Raw genomic sequence first — 21,769 nt, 5'->3', positions numbered from 1 at the left:
TCAGCTCCTTTTACGGCGCCCGCCGATCAGCTGACCGGCAAGGACGCACAGCACGGCGATGGCGAACATCGCCGTTCCGATGACATTGATTTGAACGGGTGTGCCCCGTTGTGCGGATCCCCAGACGAACATGGGGAAGGTCACAGTCGAGCCGGCGTTGAAGTTGGTGATGATGAAGTCGTCGAAGGACAGGGCGAAGGAGAGCAGGGCGCCCGCCGCGATGCCGGGGGCGGCGATCGGGAGGGTGACCCGCAGGAAGGTCTGCAGCGGGGTGGCGTAGAGGTCCTGGGCGGCTTGCTCGAGGCGGGGGTCCATGGACATCACCCGGGCCTTGACGGCCGTCACCACGAAGCTCAGGCAGAACGTGATGTGGGCGATCAGGATGGTCCAGAAGCCGAAGGTGACGCCCATGTTGAGGAAGAGGGTTGCCAGCGAGGCGGCCATGACGACCTCGGGCATGGCCATCGGCAGGAAGATCAGGGTGCTCACGGAGGAGCGGGCGCGGAAGCGGTAGCGGGCGAGCGCGAAAGCGAGCGCCGTGCCTAGGACGGTGGCGCCCACGGTCGCCCAGACGGCGATCTGCAGGCTGAGCGAGAGTGAGCCGCAGAGGTCGGCGACGCCGCACGGGTCGGTCCAGGCGTCGGTGGAGAAGCGCTGCCACTCGTAGTTGAAGCGGCCGTTGGGCTTGTTGAACGAGAAGACGGTGACGATGACGTTCGGCAGCACGAGGTAGGCCAGCGTGGCCAGGCCTGCGAGCACGACGAAGTTGCGGCGGAGCCACCGCACGGGGCGGCTGGAGAGGGCGGCCGGGCGGGCGGGCAGAGCAGGCATCAGACCAGGTCCTCCGTCCCGGACTTGCGGATGTAGGCGGTGACCATGGCGAGGATGGCGGCCATGAGGATGAAGGACAGGGCGGCGGCGGTCGGGTAATCCAGGACGCGCAGGAACTGGGACTGGATGACGTTGCCGATCATCTTCTGGTCGGTGGAGCCGAGCAACTCGGCGTTGATGTAGTCGCCTGTGGCGGGGATGAAGGTGAGCAGGGTACCGGCGACGACACCCGGCATGGAGAGCGGGAAGGTCACCTTGCGGAAGGTCGTCAGCGGCCGCGCGTAGAGGTCGCCGGCCGCCTCATGCAGCCGTGAATCGATGCGCTCCAGCGAGGTGTACAGCGGCAGGATCATGAAGGGCAGGAAGTTGTAGGTCAGGCCGCAGACGACGGCGAGGGGCGTGGCGAGGACGCGGTGTCCTTCGGTGACGCCGAGCGCGTCGGTAACGTCGAGGACGTGCAGGCTCGCGAGCGCGGAGACGACGGGGCCGCCGTCGGAAAGGATCGTCTTCCAGGCGAGGGTGCGGATCAGGAAGCTCGTGAAGAACGGCGCGATGACGAGGATCATCAGGACGTTGCGCCAGCGGCCGGCCTTGAAGGCGATGAGGTAGGCCAGCGGGTAGCCGAGGGCGAGGCAGAGCGCGGTGGCAGTCGCGGCGTAGGCCACGGAGCGCAGGAACTGGGGGTAGTACTCGGTCAGCGCGTCCCAGTACGTGGCGAAGTGCCAGGTGACCTGGAAGCCCTCTTCGAGGGAGCCGGTCTGTACGGAGGTGGACGCCTGATAGACGAGCGGGGCGGCGAAGAAGACGAGCAGCCAGAGGATGCCGGGGAGCAGGAGCCAGTACGGGGTGGGCTTCCCGCCTCGTGCGGCCGTGCGGCGGGTCGCACGAGGCGCTGGGGTCTTGTCGGTGACGAGTGCCATCAGGTGCCCTCCCCCGCGTCCGTGCCGGCCTCGATGCTCTGCGCGGCGTCCAGACCGAAGCTGTGCCCGGGGTTCCAGTGCAGGACGACGTCGGCGCCCGGCACGAGGCGGCTGTCGCGCTCGATGTTCTGCTCGTAGACGGACAGGCCCGTGGCCGCGGGGCTGTCGACGAGGTACTGGGTGGAGACGCCGATGAAGCTGGAGGCGGTGATGCGGCCGTGGACGCGATTGCGCCCCTCGGGGATGGTGCCGGCGTCGTCGGCGTGCGCGAGGGTGATCTTCTCCGGCCGTATCCCGACGAGGAGCTTCCCGCCCGCACGGGGGGCGGCGGTACATCGCGCACGGGGCAGGGCGAGTTTGGTATCCGCGGCGCGCAGGACGAGGGTCTCGCCGGAGGCGTCGAGGACCTCGGCGGTGATGAGGTTCGAGGTGCCGAGGAAGTTGGCGACGAAGGTGGTGCGGGGGGTCTCGTAGAGGTCGGCGGGGGCGCCGAGCTGTTCGACCCGGCCGGCGTTCATGACCGCGACCGTGTCGGCCATCGTCATGGCCTCCTCCTGGTCGTGGGTGACGTGGATGAAGGTGATGCCGACCTCGGTCTGGATGCGCTTAAGCTCGAGCTGCATCTGGCGGCGCAGCTTGAGGTCGAGGGCGCCGAGGGGCTCGTCGAGGAGGAGCACCTGGGGGTGGTTGATCAGGGCGCGGGCGACGGCGACGCGCTGCTGCTGTCCGCCGGAGAGCTGGTGGGGCTTGCGGCGGGCGAAGTCGCCGAGCTGGACGAGGTCGAGCATGTCGCCGACCTGCTTCTTGACGGACTTGATGCCGCGGCGGCGCAGGCCGAAGGCGACGTTCTCGTAGATGTCGAGGTGCGGGAAGAGCGCGTAGCTCTGGAAGACGGTGTTGACGGGGCGCTTGTGCGGGGGGAGGGCGGTGACGTCCTTGCCGGCGAGTTCCACGGTGCCGGCGGTGGGCTGCTCCAGGCCGGCGATCATGCGCAGGGTGGTGGTCTTGCCGCAGCCCGAGGCGCCGAGCAGGGCGAAGAAGGAGCCGGCGGGGACGGACAGGTCGAGCGGGTGGACGGCGGTGAAGGCGCCGTAGCTCTTGCTGATGGCGGTGAGGCGGACGTCCGTGCCGCTGCTGCTGTCGGTCGGGGCGGTTGCTGTCATGGTTCTTCGGTCCAGGGGTCTCGAGGGCGTGAGCGCGTACGGCACGTACAGCCGCGTACGTTCTCATATGTCCGGGGCCGGGCGCCGCGCCGGTGGCCCGTTTCGGCGGTTCAGGCGCCGGTGAGCTCGGAGAAAGCGGCCTCGAACGCCTTGTCCTCGGCGGCGGTCAGGGAGCGGAAGGCGTGGGCCTTCGCCAGCATCGCCTCGCCGGGGATGATCAGGCTGTTGTCGGCCAGCTCCTTGTCGATCTTCGCGAGCTCGTCCCGCAGCCCGGCGACGGGGCTGACGTAGCTGATGGCGGCGGCGAGCCGCGCGGCGATCTTCGGCTGGTAGTAGTAGTCGATGAGGCGCTCGGCGTTCCTCTGGTGGCGGGCGTTGCGGGGGACCAGAAGATTGTCGCTGGAAAGCATGTAGCCCGCGTCCGGTATCGCGTACTGGATGTCTGTGTTGTCGGCCTGGAGCTGGACGAGGTCGCCCGCCCAGGCGATGCAGGCGGCGATGTCGCCCTTGTTGAGGTCGCCCGTGTAGTCGTTGCCGGTGAAGCGGCGGATCTGGCCGCGGTCGCGGGCCCGGCGCAGTCGGGTGATGGCAGCGGTGTACTCGTCGGCAGTGACTTCTTCGGGCCTGTTGCCCATGTCGAGGAGCGTGAGGCCGACCGTGTCGCGCATTTCGGAGAGCAGTCCGACCCGCCCTTTGAGCCGGGGGTCCTCCAGAAGTTGGGACATGGAGTCGACTTTGCGTCCGCCGGTGGCTTTGCGGTTGTAGGCGATGACAGCGGGGATGCCGGTCCAGGGATAGGAGTGGACGCGCCCGGGATCCCAGTCGGGGTTCCGGAAGGCGGGGGCGAGATTGGCGTAGGCGTTGGGGAGGTGTGATGCGTCGAGCCGCTGTGCCCAGCCGAGCCTGATCATGCGGCCGGCCATCCAGTCGGTGACGCAGACAAGGTCCCGGCCGATGTCCTGGCCGGCGGTGAGCTGTTTGCTGACTTTGCCGAAGAATTCGACGTTGTCGTTGATGTCCTCGGTGTACGTCACGGCGATTCCGGTCCGGCGCCGGAAGTCGTCGAGCGTGGGGTGGCCCTTGCCGTCCGCGCCGGCGTCGATGTATCCGGTCCAGCTGGAAAAGGCGACGGCTCGCTCCCGGGCGGAGCGGTCCGCGGAGGTGCCCAAGGCGCCGTCCGGGCGCCCCGCGGGCGGGATGCCGCAGCCGGCGAGGGCTCCCAGCCCCCCGATGGCGAGCGCACCCGCTCCGCCCGCACGCAGCAGGGCCCGGCGGTTCACCACGGTCCGTGGCTGGTAGCGCTCCATGCGGGGTGCCCTTTCCGTAGCTCCGACGGACTTTGAGCGTGGATCCTGGCAGAGGAAACGGAACCGAACAAGGGATTCCGTTGTTTCCTTTTGATTACGCGGGACCTGCGCTCCCCATGCGTCCGAGCAGGGGAAAGCGAGTGGGCAGCACAAATTCCACTCACGGCACGGAACGGGGGCAATTTCAGGGCAGGCTTACGCGCCGATTGCCGGACCGTGGCAATGCGGGAGACCGGCGGCTGCGAGTGCCGGGCCGGGGTCTATTACGGAAAGACCCGCGAGAGAAAGGCCCGTGAACATGGCAGCCCTGATGTCGGCCCGCATTCGCCCGTTCGGCATCCGGGCCGACCGGGACACATTCGATCGAGGACCGGCCGAACCGGGATTCCGTCGACCAGCATGAGGAATGACGTGTCAGTCCAGCGAGAACACGGTTCGGTGCCACGCCTTCCGGGCGACGGCAGTGTTGTCGGACATGACGTGCTTGATCTGGGTGTATTCATCGAACGAATAGGCGGACATGTCCTTTCCGTAGCCCGACGCCCGGTACCCGCCGTGGGGCATCTCACTGATGATCGGGATGTGGTCGTTGACCCATACGCAGCCCGCCTTGATCTCCCTGGTGGCCCGCCCCGTGCGGTAGACGTCGCGGCTCCATGCGGACGCTGCCAGCCCGTACGGCGTGTCGTTGGCGAGGGCGATGCCCTCGTCGTCGCTGTCGAAGGGCAGCACGACGAGCACGGGGCCGAACACCTCGTCCTGGACGATCTCGCTGTTCTGGGGTGCGCCTGTGATGAGCGTGGGGAGGTAGTAGGCGCCCTTGGCCAGCTCCCCCGCGGGCGTCGCGCCGCCGGTGACGACAGCGGCATACGTACGCGCCCGCTCCACGAATCCGGCGACGCGGTCGCGCTGGACGTGCGAGACGAGCGGACCCAGGTCCGTGGCGGGGTCGAAGGGGTCGCCGAGGCGGACGGACGCCATCAGGTCGGCGACCCCTGAGACGAACGCCTCGTACAGGGGGCGCTGCACGTAGGCGCGGGTGGCCGCGGTGCAGTCCTGGCCGCTGTTGATGAGGGCTCCGGCGACCGCCCCGTGCACCGCGGCTTCGAGGTTTGCGTCGTCGAAGACGACAAACGGGGCCTTGCCGCCGAGTTCGAGGTGGAGCCGCTTGACCGTCCTGGTCGCGATTTCGGCGACCCGCCTGCCGACCACCGTGGAGCCGGTGAACGACGTCATAGCGACGGCCGGATGGCCCACGAGGCGCTCCCCCGCTTCCGCGCCGGCTCCGCTGACGACGTTCACGACACCGTCGGGGATGCCGGCCTCGGTGGCCGCCTGGGCGAACATCAACGATGTCAGGGGCGTCAGCTCGGCCGGCTTGAGCACGACGGTGTTGCCGGCCGCGACGGCAGGCAGGACCTTCCAGGCGGCCATCTGGAGGGGATAGTTCCACGGTGCGACGGAGCCCACGACGCCGATGGGCTCGCGGCGTACGTAGGAGGTGTGGTCAGCGCTGTACTCGCCGGCGGAGCGGCCTTCCAGATGGCGCGCGGCGCCCGCGAAGAAGGCCGTGTTGTCCACGGTCCCCGGGACGTCGAACTCGGTGGTGAGGCGGATCGGCTTGCCGCATTGCGCGGACTCCGCACGTGCGAACTCCGCCGCCCGCCGGGCGAGCACGCCCGCGAAGCGGTGCAGCGCGTCGGAGCGCTCCCCGGGCGTTGCCCCGCCCCATGCGGGAAAAGCGGCTTCAGCGGCCGCGACGGCGGCATCCACGTCCTCCGCGCCGGCCAGCTCGTACCGGAGCAGTTCTTCGCCGGTGGCGGGGTTCACGACCGCGTGCGTACGGCCCGAGGTGCCCGGGCGCAGCCGCCCCGCGATGTACTGCGCACCGCCGGCGAACCGCTCCGCCGCATCGAACCGCTGATCCGTCGCGCCCATCGCACACTCCTCCGCCGACTGCGTCCCTGCGCGCTGTACAGCACAGGGGCATCGAGGCCGATCCTGACAGAGGAGACGTCGACCAACAAGGGATTCCGTCGCAGTTACGAGGCCCTGCGACGGAATCGGTGCAGCAGGTGGGATCCGGCTACAGCCCGGCGCCGAGGCCGAGCAGGCTCGCGAAGAAGGCGAACCACAGCACGGGGAGCACCAGGGCCACGATGCCGAGGACGATGCCGGTGGTCGCGGCGCTCCGGTTGTTCGCCTCGCCCTTCGTGACCTTGGAGCGGCCGACGGCGCCGAAGATGATGCCGAGGATGCCGAGGATCAGGCCGAAGAACCACAGGAAGACCAGGAGGCTGCATACGGCGCCGATGATGCCGCAGACGAGGCCGGCGGTACCCATGCCGTTGCTGGGCTGCATGGGGCCCGCGTAGCCGCCTGCGGGGTAGGCCTGGGCGGGCGGTGCGGAGGGGTAGCTGCTCTGCGCCGGGTAGGCGTTCGGCGCCTGTGCGGGGTAGCCGCTCTGACCGGGATAGCCGCTCTGCGCCGCCTGGTTCGGGTAGCCGTAGCCGGGCTGCTGGGGCGGCACCGGGGGCTGCTGGGGCACCTGCTGCGGCGCTCCATAGGGATTCTGGTTGTAGTCAGACATGAAAAATGTCCCCTCCGTTGAACTGCGTCCGGCAATGCTATGGGGAACGGTCGGGCACGGTCAGCCGAGTTCAGGTGCCCGCGGAGGACGCACAATGACAGACATGAAGATCAACGGGGACCTGCGGGGAGACGAGCGCATGGAGCGGCATGCGGGGCAGCAGGAGGGGCGGCAGGCGGACGGGCCGCGCTCGGTGGCGGAACTGACGGCGGCTGTCGCCCGCGGGGAGCGCTTCAAGTACGTCTACTTCTGGGGGCACCAGCCGCTGCGTGATGGGCGCATAGGCGCGAGCTGCTTCAGCCAGTGGTGGCCTTCGCCGTTCACGGTGGACGGCACCGTCTACGCCACCGCCGAACACTGGATGATGGCCGGCAAGGCACGGCTCTTCGGCGACGCGGAGGCGGCAGCCGAGGCGATCGCGGCCTCGCACCCGAAGCAGGCGAAGGATGCGGGGCGCAAGGTGCGCGGTTTCGACGAGGAGACGTGGCGGCGCCACCGCTTCGGGCTGGTGGTGGAGGGCAGCGTGCACAAGTTCGCGCAGGACGCCGCGCTGAGCGACTACCTGCTGGGCACCGGGAACCGGGTGCTGGTGGAGGCCAGCCCGCTCGACCGGGTCTGGGGCATCGGCCTCGCCACGGACGACGAGCGGGCCGCGGACCCGGCCCGCTGGCAGGGCGACAACCTCCTGGGCTTCGCGCTGATGGAGGCGCGTCAGCGGCTGGCCGGGCGGTCCACGATCAGCACCGGCGCCGACAGGTAGGCCCCATAGGTCCCCTCGGGGTCGTCCTCGGGCGCCGGACCGTCGCTGTCGTCGACATCGATGTTGATGTACACGATGACCATCAGGACGGTGGCGATGAGCCCCACGCCCCCGAGGATCAGGCCGGCGAGCGCCTGCCCGGGGTTCGTGGCCTCTCCCTTGCGCGCCTTGACTCGGCCCACCGCGCCGAAGACGATCGCCAGGACGCCGAGCACCGCCCCCAGGACGACCGTGGGGGCGAGCACGGTGCCGACGATGCCGAGTACGAGGGCCGCCAGCCCCATGCCGTTGCTGGGCACGGGCGGCACGTAGAACGGGGCGACCGGATAGCCGTACGAGCCCGGCTGATACGCACCCTGGCCGTACGGGCCCTGGCCGTACGGCTGCGGCTGCATGCCGTAGGGGGCCGGGCCGGGGGGTGCGGAGGGGAGACCGGGCGGTCCGTAGAGCGTCTGGTCGTACGGGTTGCCCTGGTACGCACTGGGGGTGCCGGGGCCGGTCGGTGCGAGGGGCACGGGCGGGACGGTGCCCGGGGCCGGAGCGGAGGGTGGCACCGGGGCCGCATGGGGCCCGACCCGGTCCGCATGAGGCGGGACGACGGCATGAGGCACGGGCGCTGCATGAGGCGGCAGCGGTCCGGCGGCATGGGGCACCGGAGCGACACCTGCGTGCCGCCCGGGGGCCGGCTGCGCATCAGGCTTGTCGAGGGGTATCCGCGGCGGCGGAGCCCAGGGATCGGAGTCCCGCGGCTCCGGCTGCTCGTCGGCCCCGGTGGCCTTGTCGGACATAGCCCTCCCCAGTCGATACTCCGTCATGCTAAGGCCTGAGGACAACGGTCGCGCACGTCCCGCATACGATGAACGGCACCCGTCGACCGGCTCCAGCCGACCGCGCCATGGAGGCACGCATGTCCGTACTCGACTCGTTCATCGCAGGGCTCCCGAAAGCGGAGCTCCATGTGCACCACGTCGGGTCGGCATCCCCCCGCATCGTCGCCGAACTGGCCGCCCGCCACCCGGACTCGCCCGTCCCGACGGACCCCGAGGCGCTGGCCGACTTCTTCACCTTCCGCGACTTCGCGCACTTCATCGAGGTCTACCTCTCTGTGGTCGACCTGATCCGCGACGCGGAGGACGTGCGGCTACTGACGTACGAGGTCGCGCGTGACATGGCGCGGCAGAACATCCGCTACGCCGAACTGACCGTCACCCCCTTCAGCTCGACCCGGCGCGGCATTCCCGACGCCGCCTTCGTGGAGGCCATCGAGGACGCCCGCAAGGCGGCCGAGACGGAGCTGGGCGTGGCGCTGCGCTGGTGCTTCGACATCCCCGGCGAGGCGGGGCTGGAAGCTGCGGAGGAGACCGCGCGGATCGCCTGTGAGCTCAAGCCCGAGGGGCTCGTCTCCTTCGGGCTGGGCGGGCCGGAGATCGGAGTGCCCAGGCCGCAGTTCAAGCCGTACTTCGACCGGGCCATCGCCGCGGGGCTGCACAGCGTGCCCCATGCCGGTGAGACGACGGGCCCGCAGACCATCTGGGACGCCCTGGTCGACCTGCGCGCCGAGCGCATCGGGCACGGCACCAGCGCCCCTCAGGACCCGGACCTGCTGGCCCACCTGGCCGAGCACCGCATCCCGCTGGAGGTCTGCCCGACGTCCAACCTCGCCACCCGCGCCGTGACCGACCTGGAGCAGCACCCCATCAAGGAGATGGTGGCCGCCGGCGTCCTGGTGACGGTCAACAGCGACGACCCGCCCATGTTCGGTACCGACCTCAACCGCGAGTACGGGGTCGCCGCCCGCCTCCTGGAGCTCGACGCGGCCGGCGTCGCCGGTCTCGCCAAGAACGCCGTTGAGGCTTCGTTCATGGACACGGCGGGCAAGGCGGCGCTCCGGGCCGAGATCGACGCGTACACCGCAGCCTGGCGGGGCTGACGGCCTCAGGCGCACTCCGCGGCGACAATGAGCAGCATGTCCAGCCCGAACTCCCCCGCTGTGGAAGCCCGCGCCGTGACCGCTGTCGCCCACCGCGGCGATCCGTACCGGTTCCGGGAAAACACCCTGCCCTCGATCCGTTCGGCGCTGGAGGCCGGAGCCGGGGCGGTGGAGATCGACGTCCGCCTCACGCGTGACGGCGTGCCCGTACTGCTGCACGACTCGACGCTGGAGCGCCTGTGGGGCCTCACGCGGGTCCTGGACTCGCTCTCGGCGGACGAACTGCGCGAGCTGACCGGCGGCGGCGTGCCCACCCTGCGTGAGGCCCTGCACCTCGGCGCGGGGCACTCGGGGCAGCGGCTGTTCATCGACCTGCCGGATGCATCGGCCGCCGAGGCGGCGGTCGCCGAAGTGCACGCGAGCGGGGCCACCGAGCGCGTCTACTACTGCGGTGGCACGGCGTCGATGCTGGCGATACGCCGCGCGGACGCGGACGCGGAGACGGCTCTGACGTGGACGACGCTGATGCCGCCGCGCCGTGCGCTGCTCAGCGCCGTCGCTCCGCGCTGGCTGAACTACCGCTTCGGCCTGGTGAGCCCCGAGCTCGTGGCCCGCAACCACTCCGACGGGCTGCTGGTGTCGGCCTGGACCGCGGACACCCGGTTCACGATGCGGCGGTTGCTGGCGGCGGGCGTCGATGCGATCACCACGAACCGGATCGGCACTCTGCTGTCGCTGCTCCCGGGCTGAGGGCTGGGGAGTGCGGCGGGGCTGGAGTGCCGGGGTGCATGGGGCGGGCGGCGGAGGCTGCCGCATGAGGCGGGCTAGAGGCCGACGATCTCGTTCCACTCCTTGGTGAAGACCGGCCGCTCCCTCGCGGTCATGTCGCGCGCGGTCGCCAGGCGTTTGCGCATGTCGTCGCTGGGGAAGATGAGCGGGTTCTCGGCGAGCTCAACCTCTTCCTTGTCCGAGGACGAGGCGAGGACGTCGCGCGCGGCCGGCACGGGGCAGACGTAGTTGACCGCGGCGGCAAGCTGGGCGGCGACTTCCGGCCGGTAGTAGTAGTCGACGAGCGCCTCGGCGTTGCGCTTGTGGCGGGCGAGGTTGGGCACCATGAGGCTCTCGGCCCACAGCTCGGCGCCCTCTTCCGGGACCACGAACTTGATGTCGGGGTTGTCGGCCTGGAGCTGGATGATGTCGCCGGAGTACGCCTGGCAGGCCAGGACGTCGCCGGACGAGAGGTCCTTGATGTAGTCGTTGCCCGTGAAGCGGCGGATGTGCCGCTTGCGCACGAGGCGGCGCAGTTGGTCGGTCATGGTGTGGAAGTCGTCGGCGGTCCAGCGGGTGACGTCGGCGCCGTTGCCCTGCATGAGCAGCGAGTACGCCTCGTCCAGGCCGGCGAGCAGCGTGACCCGGCCGCGCAGGTCGTCCTTCCACAGGTCGGAGGTGTGGCGGATCTCCCGGCCGAGCTTTTTGCGGTTGTACGCGATGCCCGTGATGCCGGACTGCCAGGGGACGGTGTGGAGCCGGCCGGGGTCGAAGGAGGGCTTGCGCAGCAGCGGGTCGAGGTGGCGGTCGACGTTCGGCTGACGCGATCGGTCCATCTCCTGGACCCAGCCCAGGCGCACGTAGCGGGACGCCATCCAGTCGCTGACGACGATGAGATCCCTCCCCGTCTCCTGGTGGTTCATCAGGGCGGGGCTGACCTTGCCGAAGAACTCGTCGTTGTCGTTGATCTCCTCGGTGTACTTCACCGATATGCCGCTCTGCTTCTCAAACGCGTCGAGCGTGGGGCGCTTCTGCGGGTCGTTCTCGTCCACGTCGATGTAGAGCGGCCAGTTGGCGAACACGAGGCGCTTGTCACTGCCGGACCGGTCTTCGGCGGCCCTGTCGGCCGGCTCGACGTAGGCGGCGGGTACGCCGCAGCCTGCGAGTGCGGCGGCCCCGGCGCCCGCGCCCAGCGCGCGCAGCAGGGTCCGGCGGGACAGGGGCTTCACGGGCTTCTCTCGCATTCCGGCAGCATGGTGGGTCGGATCTTCGCGGACAATGTACGGCCTGTCCGGGAGGTGACCGCTCTTCCCGACACCCTGACGGCCGGGAACGGCCGGCCGTCGATGATACCGGCGCAAAGCGCGCGACGGCCCGCACCGGAACGATCATCCGGTGCGGGCCACGGCGGCGGCATGGGGCACCGCGGGGCAGCGGGCCTGGGGCGCACAGCCTTACGGCATGAGGCCGGCGGCCGTGCGGCATGGGGCGCGGTGGCTCCTGCGGCATGAGGCGGGCCCGTCCACGGCATGAGGCAGCCCGGCCGCCGCACGAGGCAGGCGCGCTCCCTACATGAGGCGAGCCCCCCGGCCGCATGAGGCGGGCTGATCCGCCGCATGAGGCGGGCCCCCGCCCCTCGCATGAGGCGGAGGCCGGCCCGGCCCTCGTCAGTCCAGCGACGTCATGACGTGCTTGACGCGCGTGTAGTCCTCGAAGCCGTAGGCCGAGAGGTCCTTACCGTAGCCGGACTTCTTGAAGCCTCCGTGGGGCATCTCGGCGACCAGCGGGATGTGCGTGTTGATCCACACGCAGCCGAAGTCGAGCTTCTTGGACATCCGCATGGCGCGGCCGTGGTCCTTCGTCCACACCGAGGAGGCCAGCGCGTACTCGACGCCGTTGGCGTACTCGACGGCCTGGTCCTCGTCCGCGAAGGACTGGACGGTGATCACGGGGCCGAAGACCTCGTGCTGGATGATCTCGTCGTCCTGCTTGAGGCCGGAGACGACGGTCGGGGCGAAGAAGTAACCCTTCTCGCCGACCCGGTGCCCGCCCGCCTCGAGCTTGGCGTGGCCGGGCAGCCGCTCGATGAAGCCGGTGACCTGCTTGAGCTGGTTGGCGTTGTTGAGGGGGCCGTAGAGCACGTCCTCGTCGTCCGGCTGCCCCGTCTTGGTGTCGGCGGCGGCCTTGGCGAGGGCGGTGACGAACTCGTCGTGGATCGACTCGTGGACGAGGACGCGGGTCGCGGCCGTACAGTCCTGGCCGGCGTTGAAGTAGCCGGCGACGGCGATGTCCTCGACGGCCTTGGCGATGTCGGCGTCGGAGAAGACGACGACGGGGGCCTTGCCGCCGAGCTCCAGGTGGACGCGCTTGAGGTCCTTGGAGGCCGACTCCGCGACCTGCATGCCGGCCCGCACGGAGCCGGTGATCGAGGCCATGGCCGGCACCGGGTGCTCGACCATGAGGCGGCCGGTCTCCCGGTCACCGCAGATGACGTTGAAGACGCCCTTGGGGTGGCCGAGCTCCTCCAGCACGCCGCCGATGATCTCGGCGATGAGGACGGTGGAGGCGGGCGTGGTGTCGGAGGGCTTGAGGACGACGGTGTTGCCCGCGGCGAGCGCCGGGGCGAACTTCCACACGGCCATCATCATCGGGTAGTTCCACGGGGCCACCTGCGCGCAGACGCCGATCGGCTCGCGGCGGATGATGGAGGTCAGGCCCTCCATGTACTCGCCCGCGGAGCGGCCCTCAAGCATCCGCGCGGCGCCCGCGAAGAAGCGGATCTGGTCCACCATAGGGGGGACCTCTTCGCTGCGCGTGAGGCTCAGCGGCTTGCCGGTGTTCTCGGACTCAGCGGCGATGAGCTCCTCGGCGCGCGCCTCGATGGCGTCGGCGATCTTGAGCAGGACCTTCTGGCGCTCGCCCGGCACCAGGTCACGCCACGCGGGGAAGGCCGCCTCGGCCGCGGCCATGGCGGCGTCGACGTCCGCGGCGCCGGACAGCGGAGCGGTGGCGTAGGCCTCGCCTGTGGCCGGATTGACCACCTCGGTGGTCCGCCCATCGGCGGCGTCCCGGAACTCCCCGTCGATGAAATTGCGAAGACGACGCAGTTCGGTGGTCATGGCTGCCACCCCTCCTGTCAGATGTCCACTGGGTGAGACCGTCAGCCTAGTCAGTGAGCCCGCGTTTTCGACATACCTCACAGCCATGAACGACGGAATCAGTTATTCAGGGACCTTACCGCAACGAATTTCATCGCTTCAGGGTTGCCACACGGGCGAGACGCATGCACAGTGGACGTGTGGCCACTCGTAGTCCAGACCCGAAGAACGTGCACGGCACGCCGCCCATCGACGCCGTCTCCCTGGCGATCATCGAGCAGCTCCAGGAAGACGGCCGCCGCCCCTACGCGGCGATCGGCAAGGCCGTGGGGCTGTCCGAGGCAGCCGTGCGGCAGCGTGTCCAGAAGCTGCTCGACCAGGGCGTGATGCAGATCGTCGCCGTCACCGACCCGCTCACCGTGGGCTTGCGGCGCCAGGCGATGGTCGGCATCAACGTAGAGGGCGACCTCGATCCGGTCGCCGACGCGCTGACCGCGATGGACGAGGTCGAGTACGTCGTCGTGACCGCGGGCTCCTTCGACCTCCTCATCGAGATCGTCTGCGAGGACGACGACCATCTCCTCGAAACGATCAACAAGCGCATCCGGACCCTGCCGGGCGTGCGCTCGACCGAGAGCTTCGTCTACCTCAAGCTCCGCAAGCAGACCTACACATGGGGAACCCGATAGCCGTGAGCAAGGACCTCTCCCAGACTGCGTACGACCACCTGTGGATGCACTTCACCCGCATGTCGTCGTACGAGAACGCCCCCGTGCCGACCATCGTGCGCGGCGAGGGCACCTACATCTTCGACGACAAGGGCAAGCGCTACCTGGACGGCCTCGCGGGGCTGTTCGTGGTCCAGGCGGGCCACGGGCGGGCCGAGCTGGCCGAGGCGGCCGCCAAGCAGGCTCAGGAGCTGGCGTTCTTCCCCGTGTGGAGCTACGCGCACCCCAAGGCGATCGAGCTCGCCGAGCGGCTCGCCCACTACGCGCCGGGCGACCTCAACAAGGTCTTCTTCACCACCGGTGGCGGAGAGGCCGTGGAGACCGCCTGGAAGCTCGCGAAGCAGTACCACAAGCTCACCGGCAACCCCACGAAGTACAAGGTCATATCCCGGGCCGTCGCCTACCACGGCACGCCCCAGGGGGCGCTGGCCATCACCGGCCTGCCGGCGCTCAAGGCTCCTTTCGAGCCGCTCGTCCCCGGCGCGTTCAAGGTTCCCAACACCAACATCTACCGGGCCCCGATCCACGCTGACGACCCGGAGGCGTTCGGCCGCTGGGCCGCCGACCAGATCGAGCAGCAGATCCTCTTCGAGGGTCCCGACACGGTCGCGGCCGTCTTCCTGGAGCCTGTGCAGAACGCCGGCGGGTGCTTCCCGCCCCCGCCCGGCTACTTCCAGCGGGTACGCGAGATCTGTGATACGTACAACGTGCTGCTCGTCTCGGACGAGGTCATCTGCGCCTTCGGCCGCCTGGGCACGATGTTCGCGTGCGACAAGTTCGGCTATGTCCCGGACATCATCACGTGCGCCAAGGGCATGACGTCCGGCTACTCCCCCATCGGCGCCGCCATCATCTCCGACCGGATCGCCGAGCCGTTCTTCAAGGGCAGCAACACCTTCCTGCACGGCTACACCTTCGGCGGCCACCCCGTGTCGGCGGCGGTCGCGCTCACCAACCTCGACATCTTCGAGCGCGAGGGCCTCAACCAGCACGTGCTCGACAACGAGGCGGCCTTCCACGCGACCCTGTCGAAGCTGCACGACCTGCCCATCGTCGGCGACGTGCGCGGCAACGGCTTCTTCTACGGCATCGAGCTGGTGAAGGACAAGGCCACCAAGGAGTCCTTCACGCCGGAGGAGTGCGAGCAGCTGCTCTACGGCTTCGTGTCCAAGAAGCTGTTCGAGAACGGTCTGTACTGCCGCGCCGACGACCGCGGCGACCCCGTCATCCAGGTCGCCCCGCCGCTGATCTCCGACCAGTCGACCTTCGACGAGATCGAGCAGATCGTCCGCGGCGTGCTCGCGGAGGCCTGGACCAGGATCTGACGGACCAGGGCAGGCCGCCGGCACCGCCCGCGGTTCGCCCCTCCCGCCGTGGCCCCGCGCGACCCCCCACAGGTCATGCGCGCGCGGGCCACGGCTTCGCTGCATGCGGGCGGGCATGAGGGCGCAGGTACCGCGCGGCGCCCCAGGCCGGGCCCCATGCGGGCCCCATAACGGGACCTCAAGCCGAGCTTCGTGCCCGGCCTCATGCCGGGCCTCATGCGGGGCCTCATGCCGTCGGCGGGCCCGTGGCGCTCCAGGGCGCATACGACCGCACACCCGTCGCACGCGGGACGTACGCCCGTCGCACGCGCACCACGCCCCACCGCACACCCGGTCGCACGGTTCCGTCGCATTTGCGCTCCGACTCATATGTGACCCCTGGGGCATGAGGCCGACCGGAGGAAAGTGGGCCCTCCAGCGCCGAGCCTGGGCAAAGGCTAGGATCCCGGTTCCGTACGGTGCCAGTGACCCAATGGCCTCCGGTTCGTTCCCCCGGACAGGGGAACGGACCCTACAGCGACCCGAGGTGCTCGATATGGTGGCCCCGCCGGACAACGACGTGCTCTGGGCACGCGGCCTGCACTACGCCCACAGCGGTTCCCCCGCGCTCGCGGGGGTCTCCATCGGCGTACGCGAGGGAGAGATTCTCGCCATCACCGGGCCACGCGGCTCAGGCAAGACCACGCTCCTCAAATGCCTGTCCGGGCAGATCGTTCCCTCCCCCGGCGAGGTGTGGTTCAACAGCGCCCCCGTGCACACCCTCTCGCGTGCCGCCCGGGAGCGGCTGCGGCGGGAGCGGTTCGGCTGGATCGACAGCGAGCCCCACCTCGTGCCGGAGCTGACGGCCTGGGAGAACACGGCGCTGCCGCTGCTGATGCGCGGCGTGGGGCACCGGGCAGCCAAGCGCACCGCCGGTGAGTGGCTGGAGCGTCTCGATGTCGGCGATTGCCAGCGCAAGCGGCCGGCCGCCCTGCTCCAGGCGCAGCGCCAGCGGATCGCCATTGCACGGGCGCTGGCGAGCGAGCCCACTGTGCTGTTCGCCGACGAGCCGACGGCCCCGCTGCACAACGCCGACCGCGCGCAGGTGTTGCGCACCCTGACCACGGCAGCGCGCTCGCACCACATCACGGTCGTCATCGCCACACTGGACGATGAGATTGCGACCTTGGCCGACCGGACGGTCTCCCTGGTCGACGGCCGCCGGGGCACCGCTCTCCCGGTGCTTGACGCGCCTGACGGAGAGGGCAGGGCGGCGTGCTCAGTCTCCGCCTAGCGCGCGGCGCGCACCCGCTCGTCCTGCTGCGCAGGCTGCTGGTGGCGGCCGCCGCTGCGGGCGTGGGCTTCCTGCTGCTGTGCACGCTGGGTTACGCGGTGGCCCATCCGCAGTCGACGGGCCAGTCGCTCGTCCGGCTGGTGTGGTGCGCGGTGCCGCTTGCGGCGGTCGTGCAGTTCGCGCTTGCAGTGGCCCGCAGCGACCCGGCCACGCGCCCCCGTGACGGCCTGGATGCCGCGGGCCTCGGCCCCGTGCAGCTCACGCTGCTTGCCGCGGCGTCCACTGCGATCTCGTGCACTCTCGGCAGCGGGTTCGCGCTTCTGCTGTACATGGAGCTCCGTGGCGACCTCGGTGGCCCGCTGAGCGGTTCGGCGAGAGGACTGCTGGACGGGCAGGCGCACCTGCCATGGGGCGCGACGCTGACCCTGCTCGGGCTCCTGCCGGCGCTTGCGGCGGGCGCCTGCATCATTGCGCTGCACCCTCGGCGTGAGGCGGCGGCCATGAGGCAGCAGGCTGCCGATCAGGCCCCCATGGAGCCCGCGGAGGGCACGGAGGACGCGGAGGCAGCGGAGACCCCTGCCGAGGCCTCTCCGGTCCCGCCTGCCGCCCCCATGCCCAAGCCCGCCTACGCGGGCCTCCCGTGGGGCATCGCGATCATCGCGGTGGGGCTCGCCCTGGAGGCGTACGTGGGTCACGGCCCGGCGCCCGACCCCAACAAGCTGATCTCACTGCCCGGACGTACGGACGGCACCTCTCCCGGCGTGCTGGGGGGCTGGCTCCTGGCCTCCCTGGGGCTCGTGCTGGCCGGCCCCGGGCTGACCCACTGGTGCGGTGTGCTCCTGGCGGCCGGGCGGCCCGGAGCGGTGCGGCTGCTGGCCGGGCGGATACTGCAGGACGCCGCCACCCGGATCGGCCGGCCGCTCGGCGTGCTCTGCGCGGTCGCCTCGAGCGCCCTGGCCGCCGCCGAACTCTACGGCGCCGCCTGGGACTCCTCCGGGCCCCGCCCCTTCGGCCCTCTCACAGGCCTCGGCGCAGCGCTCGTGATGGCCTGTGTCACGGCTACGGCCATCACTGCGGCCCTGGACAGCCGGCAGAACCGGACCGGCACCACGGCGGCCTTGCAGCGCCTCGGCATCCCCGCGTCCATGCTCCGTGGGGCGGCCGTCCTGCGTACGTGCGTGCTGCTTGCCGTCCTGACGCCGCTGACGTGGGCGATCGCCGAGCTGGTGGCACTGCCGATGTCACGCTGAGGGCGCCTGGGGCGGGCCCGCGCTCCAGGCCGGGCTCCAGGCCCGCCAAGCGGCTGCAACACAACAGTTCTTGACCAGTTCTTGACTCAAGGCAACTTCGTCGCCGGATTGAGCGTCTGCTGAAGAGCACGACGGATATCCGGCGAACGGAGCTATTGGTGATCATCGGCCTTGTGACGGCTGTCGCGGCCTCGGCCTGTTATGGCACAGGTTCGGTCCTGCAAGCCGTGGGCTCGCGGAAATCGGCCCGCCGGGAGGCCGAGAAGGCCTCTTCGACGGGCACCACCCAGCACGGTGGACCGAGCCTGTCCTCCACCGCGAAGGCCGCGGTGACGTGGGAGTTCATGGTCGGTACGGTCCTCGACTTCCTCGGCTTCGGGCTCGGCGCACTCGCCGCCCGCATGCTGCCGCTCTTCCTCTCCCAGACGGTCATCAGCGCCAACCTCGTCGTGACCGCGCTGCTGAGCATCAAGCTCCTGGGCATCCGGCTGACCAGGCCCGAGTGGGCGTCCATCGGTGTCGTCTGCTCGGCTCTGGTGCTGCTGGCGACGGCCGCGGGCCACGAGGGCGGCGGTGACACCCCGATGTCCACGCACTGGTGGCTGCTGATCATCTCGGTCGTGCTGATGGGGGGCGGCACCGTGGCCGTCCGTCTGCTGGGTGCGCGGGCCGCGATCCTGGCCGGCCTGCTGTCCGGTCTCGGCTTCGGTGCGATCGGTGTGGGCGTCCGGATCCTGGACGGGATCGACCCGTTCGACCTGCCGACGCTGATCGCCGACCCTGCGCTCTACGCGATCCTGATATCCGGTGCGGTCGGCATGTACCTGCACACGGTGGCCCTGCAGATCGGTTCGGTCAACGGCGCCACGGCGGCGCTCGTGGTCGGCGAGACCATCCTTCCGGGCATCATCGGCGTCCTGCTGCTCGGCGACAACTCCCGCCCCGGCTTCGCCTGGGTCGCCGTCCTCGGCTTCGTCCTGGCGGTCGCGGGTGCTGTCTCAGTCGCCTGGTTCGGTGAACCGGACACGCCTGTTGCCGAGCCCGAATCACAGGAGCTCCAGCCGTCGGCGGTCCGCTGACCGCCGTCCGGGCCCCGGTCGCCGCCCAGGCAGCCGGGGCTCGGACGTATCCGGCCTCATGCCGTCGCTCAGCCGTGCCCCGCGGCCGCGCTGTCCAGCACGACGACATCCGCCACGTCGAATGCGACGCCTACGCGGTCACCGGCTTCGGGGGCCCCGTGCAGCCCGCATGCGGCCTCCAGCACGGGTCCGTCCGCGGGGCGCAGCATCAGCACCACGTGATCGCCGCGGAACGTCCGCCCGGTGACCGTGCACGGCAGGCCCTCCGCCTCAGGCACCAGCCGTACGCCTGCGGGCCGCACGAGCAGCCTGCAGGCGCCCTGCCGCGAACCTGACGGGACGGGAACCGTGCCCCATGCGGTGTCCGCGCGATCGCCGCTGACCGTCGCCTCGACCACGTTGTCGAAGCCCAGGAAGCGGGCCACGAATTCGGACGCCGGCCGCTGCCACACCTCGAGCGGGGTGCCGGCCTGGGCGATACGGCCGTCACGCATGACGACGACCCGGTCGGCGAGTGCGAACGCCTCCCCCTGGTCGTGGGTGACGGCCAGCACCGTGGTGCCCAGTCGGCCGAAAAGGTCGCGCAGCTCCACCACCAGGCGCTCGCGCAGTCCGCGGTCCAGCTGTCCGAGGGGCTCGTCGAGCATCAGCAGCCGGGGCTGCGGTGCGAGGGCCCGGGCGAGGGCCACCCGCTGTTGTTCGCCGCCGGACAGGGCCGCGACCGAGCGGCGCTGTGCACCGGGCAGCCCCACCAGGTCGAGCAGATCGGCGACCTTCCGGGCCGTCTCGGCGCGCCCTGTCCCGCGCATGCGCAGCCCGAACGCGACGTTGCCCGCCACGTCCCGCTGCGGGAAGAGCTGGTGGTCCTGGAACATGAGGCCCACCCCGCGCCGGTGCGTGGGGACCCCGCTCTGGTCCTGGCCTGCGAGGAGCACCCGTCCGGCGTCCGTGGTCTGGAGGCCGGCCACCACCCGCAGCAGTGTGGACTTGCCGCTGCCGCTGGGGCCCAGCACGCAGACGATCTCGTGCTCGGCGACCTCCAGGTCCACTGCGTCGAGCACCGCGCGCTCACCGAAGCGCACGGCGACATCTTCCAGGTGCAGCAGGGCCATCTAGAACTCCCCCGTACGGTCGGTGCGGATACGTTCCAGCACCAGCAGCGCTGCGGCACACACCAGCATCAGAATCGTGCTCAGGGCCATCGCCTGCCCGTAGGTGAGCTCCCCGGGCCGGCCCAGCAGCCTGGCGACCGCAACGGGCAGTGTGGGGCTGTCGGGGCGGGCGATGAAGACGGTCGCCCCGAACTCGCCCAGGGACACGGCGAACGCGAAACCGGCCGCAACCCCGAGCGCCCTGCCGACCAGCGGCAGATCCACCTCCCGCCACGCCCGCAGCGGTGAGGCGCCCAGCACGGCGGCGGCCTCACGCAGCCGTGCGTCCACAGCACGCAGGACCGGCAGCACGGTGCGGACGACGAACGGGACGCCCACGAGGGCCTGTGCGAGCGGTACCAGGATCCACGACGCCCGCAGGTCCAGCGGTGGCTTGTCGAGGCTGATGAGGAAGCCGAAGCCGACGGTCACGGCGGACGTGCCGAGCGGCAGCATGAGCAGGGCGTCGAAGCCCCGCACGAGGCGCCCCTCGCGCCGCGTCAGCGCCGCGGCCGCCAGCCCGCCGACCACGACCGCGATGGCCGTCGCGGCGAGCCCGTACGCGAGGGAGTTGCCGATCGCCTCCAGCGGGGCGACGACGAACGTGCCGGCGTTGCCGTCCGCGGAGGCAAGGGCGCGGTAGAAGGCCAGCCCGTATCCGTCCGGGCCGTCGAAGGAGCGCAGCACGAGGACCACGAGCGGCGCGAGGATGAGCACCGCGATGACCGCCAGGACGGACGCCAGGAACGCCCACTGCCCCGCGCCCCGTGGGCGCCGCGCGGTGCGCGACGGGTCGACCAGCCGCAGGGTCGCCTCACGCCGGCGCACCGTCCAGGCGTGCACGGCCAGCAGGGCGGCCACGGCCACGAACTGGAGCAGGGTGAGGACGGCTGCCGTCGGCAGGTCGAGCATCTGCGCGGTCTGCTGGTAGATCTCCACTTCCAGGGTGGCGTAGTGCGGTCCGCCGAGGATCTGCACGACGCCGAAGGAGGTGAAGGTGAAGAGGAAGACCATGAGGGCAGCGGCGGCCACCGATGGGGCCAGGGCGGGCAGCGTGACCCGCCGCCAGGCCGTGAAGCGCCCCGCGCCCAAGACCCGCGCCGCTTCCTCCTGACGGGGGTCGAGCTGGGCCCACAGGCCGCCGACGGTGCGGACGACCACGGCGTAGTTGAAGAACACGTGAGCGATCAGGATCGCCCAGACGGTGGTGTCCAGACGCACCCCCCACCATTCGTCCAGCAGTCCTCCGCGCCCGAGCAGCGCCAGGAAGGCCGAGCCCACGACGACGGTCGGCAGGACGAACGGCACGGTCACCACGGCGCGCAGCATGCGCTTGCCGGGGAAGTCGAACCGCGCGAAGGCGTACGCCCCGGGCAGGGCCACGGCGAGCGTCAGTGCGGTGGAGGCGGCCGCCTGCCAGGTGGTGAACCACAGCACGTGGCCGATGGCCGGGTCGGTCAGGACCTCGCCGACGCGGGCGAACTGCCACTGCCCGCCGTCCTTCAGGCCCCGGGAGACGATCGCGGCGACGGGGTAGGCGAAGAAGACGCCGAAGAAGGCGAGCGGCAGGGCCATGAGGCCGAGCCGCACCGCCGT

19 protein-coding genes are annotated in these 21,769 nt (G+C 70.5%); 8 read left to right on the top strand and 11 right to left on the bottom strand.

What is annotated here, in order from left to right:
* The 6 genes from D7231_RS06635 to D7231_RS06610 all read right to left on the bottom strand — a co-directional run bounded on the left by D7231_RS06635 (position 1) and on the right by D7231_RS06610 (position 6,811).
* Positions 1-831, bottom strand: coding sequence for an ABC transporter permease (locus D7231_RS06635; RefSeq protein WP_120753949.1), 831 nt, complete (start codon positions 829-831; stop codon positions 1-3).
* The gene (locus D7231_RS06630; protein ID WP_228774435.1) at positions 831-1,751 is read right to left on the bottom strand and encodes an ABC transporter permease; all 921 of its coding nucleotides are present in this window, start codon (positions 1,749-1,751) and stop codon (positions 831-833) included. Before D7231_RS06630 ends, D7231_RS06635 begins: the two co-directional genes overlap by 1 nt.
* Complete coding sequence (locus D7231_RS06625) at positions 1,751-2,914, bottom strand: ABC transporter ATP-binding protein (RefSeq protein WP_120753948.1); 1,164 nt, start codon at positions 2,912-2,914, stop codon at positions 1,751-1,753. Before D7231_RS06625 ends, D7231_RS06630 begins: the two co-directional genes overlap by 1 nt.
* 110 nt (positions 2,915-3,024) lie before the next feature.
* A complete protein-coding gene (locus tag D7231_RS06620; RefSeq protein WP_120753947.1) occupies positions 3,025-4,221 on the bottom strand; it encodes a polyamine ABC transporter substrate-binding protein in 1,197 nt (398 codons plus the stop codon).
* Positions 4,222-4,635: 414 nt separating this feature from the next.
* Positions 4,636-6,159, bottom strand: coding sequence for a gamma-aminobutyraldehyde dehydrogenase (locus tag D7231_RS06615; RefSeq protein ID WP_120753946.1), 1,524 nt, complete (start codon positions 6,157-6,159; stop codon positions 4,636-4,638).
* A 148-nt stretch (positions 6,160-6,307) separates the two neighbouring features.
* Positions 6,308-6,811 (bottom strand): DUF4190 domain-containing protein, encoded by a 504-nt coding sequence (locus D7231_RS06610; protein WP_120753945.1) that lies wholly within the window; start codon positions 6,809-6,811, stop codon positions 6,308-6,310.
* A gap of 139 nt (positions 6,812-6,950) precedes the next feature.
* Here D7231_RS06610 and D7231_RS06605 point away from each other — a divergent pair, with 139 nt between their 5' ends.
* On the top strand, positions 6,951-7,571 hold the full coding sequence (locus D7231_RS06605; protein WP_120754030.1) for an NADAR family protein: 621 nt from the start codon (positions 6,951-6,953) through the stop codon (positions 7,569-7,571).
* Here D7231_RS06605 and D7231_RS06600 read toward each other — a convergent pair.
* Positions 7,523-8,086: a DUF4190 domain-containing protein gene (locus D7231_RS06600; RefSeq protein ID WP_158673723.1), complete on the bottom strand. Its 564-nt coding sequence runs from the start codon at positions 8,084-8,086 to the stop codon at positions 7,523-7,525. The two genes, D7231_RS06605 and D7231_RS06600, sit on opposite strands and share 49 nt — an antisense overlap.
* A gap of 392 nt (positions 8,087-8,478) precedes the next feature.
* Here D7231_RS06600 and D7231_RS06595 point away from each other — a divergent pair, with 392 nt between their 5' ends.
* Entirely contained in the window at positions 8,479-9,501 is a 1,023-nt protein-coding gene (locus tag D7231_RS06595; RefSeq protein WP_120753943.1) for an adenosine deaminase, read from the top strand.
* A gap of 36 nt (positions 9,502-9,537) precedes the next feature.
* Positions 9,538-10,251 (top strand): glycerophosphodiester phosphodiesterase, encoded by a 714-nt coding sequence (locus D7231_RS06590; RefSeq protein WP_120753942.1) that lies wholly within the window; start codon positions 9,538-9,540, stop codon positions 10,249-10,251.
* 74 nt (positions 10,252-10,325) lie between these two features.
* On the opposite strand, the gene D7231_RS06585 is transcribed toward D7231_RS06590, so the two are convergent.
* Positions 10,326-11,489, bottom strand: a complete 1,164-nt coding sequence (locus D7231_RS06585) for a polyamine ABC transporter substrate-binding protein (protein ID WP_120754029.1) — start codon at positions 11,487-11,489, stop codon at positions 10,326-10,328.
* 447 nt (positions 11,490-11,936) lie between these two features.
* Entirely contained in the window at positions 11,937-13,388 is a 1,452-nt protein-coding gene (locus D7231_RS06580) for a gamma-aminobutyraldehyde dehydrogenase (protein WP_120753941.1), read from the bottom strand.
* A gap of 164 nt (positions 13,389-13,552) precedes the next feature.
* On the opposite strand from D7231_RS06580, the gene D7231_RS06575 reads away from it, so the two are divergent.
* The 5 genes from D7231_RS06575 to D7231_RS06555 all read left to right on the top strand — a co-directional run bounded on the left by D7231_RS06575 (position 13,553) and on the right by D7231_RS06555 (position 19,022).
* Positions 13,553-14,056, top strand: a complete 504-nt coding sequence (locus tag D7231_RS06575) for an Lrp/AsnC family transcriptional regulator (RefSeq protein WP_120753940.1) — start codon at positions 13,553-13,555, stop codon at positions 14,054-14,056.
* Complete coding sequence (locus D7231_RS06570; RefSeq protein ID WP_120753939.1) at positions 14,041-15,420, top strand: aspartate aminotransferase family protein; 1,380 nt, start codon at positions 14,041-14,043, stop codon at positions 15,418-15,420. Before D7231_RS06575 ends, D7231_RS06570 begins: the two co-directional genes overlap by 16 nt.
* Before the next feature lie 535 nt (positions 15,421-15,955).
* Positions 15,956-16,693 (top strand): ABC transporter ATP-binding protein, encoded by a 738-nt coding sequence (locus D7231_RS06565; protein WP_120753938.1) that lies wholly within the window; start codon positions 15,956-15,958, stop codon positions 16,691-16,693.
* A complete protein-coding gene (locus tag D7231_RS06560; protein ID WP_194960380.1) occupies positions 16,675-17,943 on the top strand; it encodes a hypothetical protein in 1,269 nt (422 codons plus the stop codon). Before D7231_RS06565 ends, D7231_RS06560 begins: the two co-directional genes overlap by 19 nt.
* Positions 17,944-18,101: 158 nt before the next feature.
* A complete protein-coding gene (locus D7231_RS06555) occupies positions 18,102-19,022 on the top strand; it encodes a DMT family protein (protein ID WP_120753937.1) in 921 nt (306 codons plus the stop codon).
* Positions 19,023-19,090: 68 nt separating this feature from the next.
* Here the strand turns inward: D7231_RS06555 and D7231_RS06550 are convergent, their stop codons facing one another.
* Positions 19,091-20,134: an ABC transporter ATP-binding protein gene (locus D7231_RS06550; protein ID WP_120753936.1), complete on the bottom strand. Its 1,044-nt coding sequence runs from the start codon at positions 20,132-20,134 to the stop codon at positions 19,091-19,093.
* Positions 20,135-21,763: an ABC transporter permease gene (locus D7231_RS06545; protein ID WP_391474040.1), complete on the bottom strand. Its 1,629-nt coding sequence runs from the start codon at positions 21,761-21,763 to the stop codon at positions 20,135-20,137.
* Between the last annotated feature and the right edge of the window lie 6 nt (positions 21,764-21,769).

Origin of the sequence: Streptomyces klenkii, assembly GCF_003626645.1 — a bacterium.
GTDB lineage: Bacteria > Actinomycetota > Actinomycetes > Streptomycetales > Streptomycetaceae > Streptomyces > Streptomyces klenkii.
The sequence above is the reverse complement of the archived record's forward strand: the minus strand, read 5'-3'. Positions and strand labels throughout refer to the sequence as shown.

What these genes read in the sequence shown, in the direction of transcription:
- D7231_RS06635 (WP_120753949.1), bottom strand. Translation starts at nt 831, where the DNA reads ATGCCTGCTCTGCCCGCCCGCCCGGCCGCCCTCTCCAGCCGCCCCGTG.
- D7231_RS06630 (WP_228774435.1), bottom strand. Translation starts at nt 1,751, where the DNA reads ATGGCACTCGTCACCGACAAGACCCCAGCGCCTCGTGCGACCCGCCGC.
- D7231_RS06625 (WP_120753948.1), bottom strand. Translation starts at nt 2,914, where the DNA reads ATGACAGCAACCGCCCCGACCGACAGCAGCAGCGGCACGGACGTCCGC.
- D7231_RS06620 (WP_120753947.1), bottom strand. Translation starts at nt 4,221, where the DNA reads ATGGAGCGCTACCAGCCACGGACCGTGGTGAACCGCCGGGCCCTGCTG.
- D7231_RS06615 (WP_120753946.1), bottom strand. Translation starts at nt 6,159, where the DNA reads ATGGGCGCGACGGATCAGCGGTTCGATGCGGCGGAGCGGTTCGCCGGC.
- D7231_RS06610 (WP_120753945.1), bottom strand. Translation starts at nt 6,811, where the DNA reads ATGTCTGACTACAACCAGAATCCCTATGGAGCGCCGCAGCAGGTGCCC.
- D7231_RS06605 (WP_120754030.1), top strand. Translation starts at nt 6,951, where the DNA reads ATGGAGCGGCATGCGGGGCAGCAGGAGGGGCGGCAGGCGGACGGGCCG.
- D7231_RS06595 (WP_120753943.1), top strand. Translation starts at nt 8,479, where the DNA reads ATGTCCGTACTCGACTCGTTCATCGCAGGGCTCCCGAAAGCGGAGCTC.
- D7231_RS06590 (WP_120753942.1), top strand. Translation starts at nt 9,538, where the DNA reads ATGTCCAGCCCGAACTCCCCCGCTGTGGAAGCCCGCGCCGTGACCGCT.
- D7231_RS06580 (WP_120753941.1), bottom strand. Translation starts at nt 13,388, where the DNA reads ATGACCACCGAACTGCGTCGTCTTCGCAATTTCATCGACGGGGAGTTC.
- D7231_RS06575 (WP_120753940.1), top strand. Translation starts at nt 13,553, where the DNA reads ATGCACAGTGGACGTGTGGCCACTCGTAGTCCAGACCCGAAGAACGTG.
- D7231_RS06570 (WP_120753939.1), top strand. Translation starts at nt 14,041, where the DNA reads ATGGGGAACCCGATAGCCGTGAGCAAGGACCTCTCCCAGACTGCGTAC.
- D7231_RS06565 (WP_120753938.1), top strand. Translation starts at nt 15,956, where the DNA reads ATGGTGGCCCCGCCGGACAACGACGTGCTCTGGGCACGCGGCCTGCAC.
- D7231_RS06550 (WP_120753936.1), bottom strand. Translation starts at nt 20,134, where the DNA reads ATGGCCCTGCTGCACCTGGAAGATGTCGCCGTGCGCTTCGGTGAGCGC.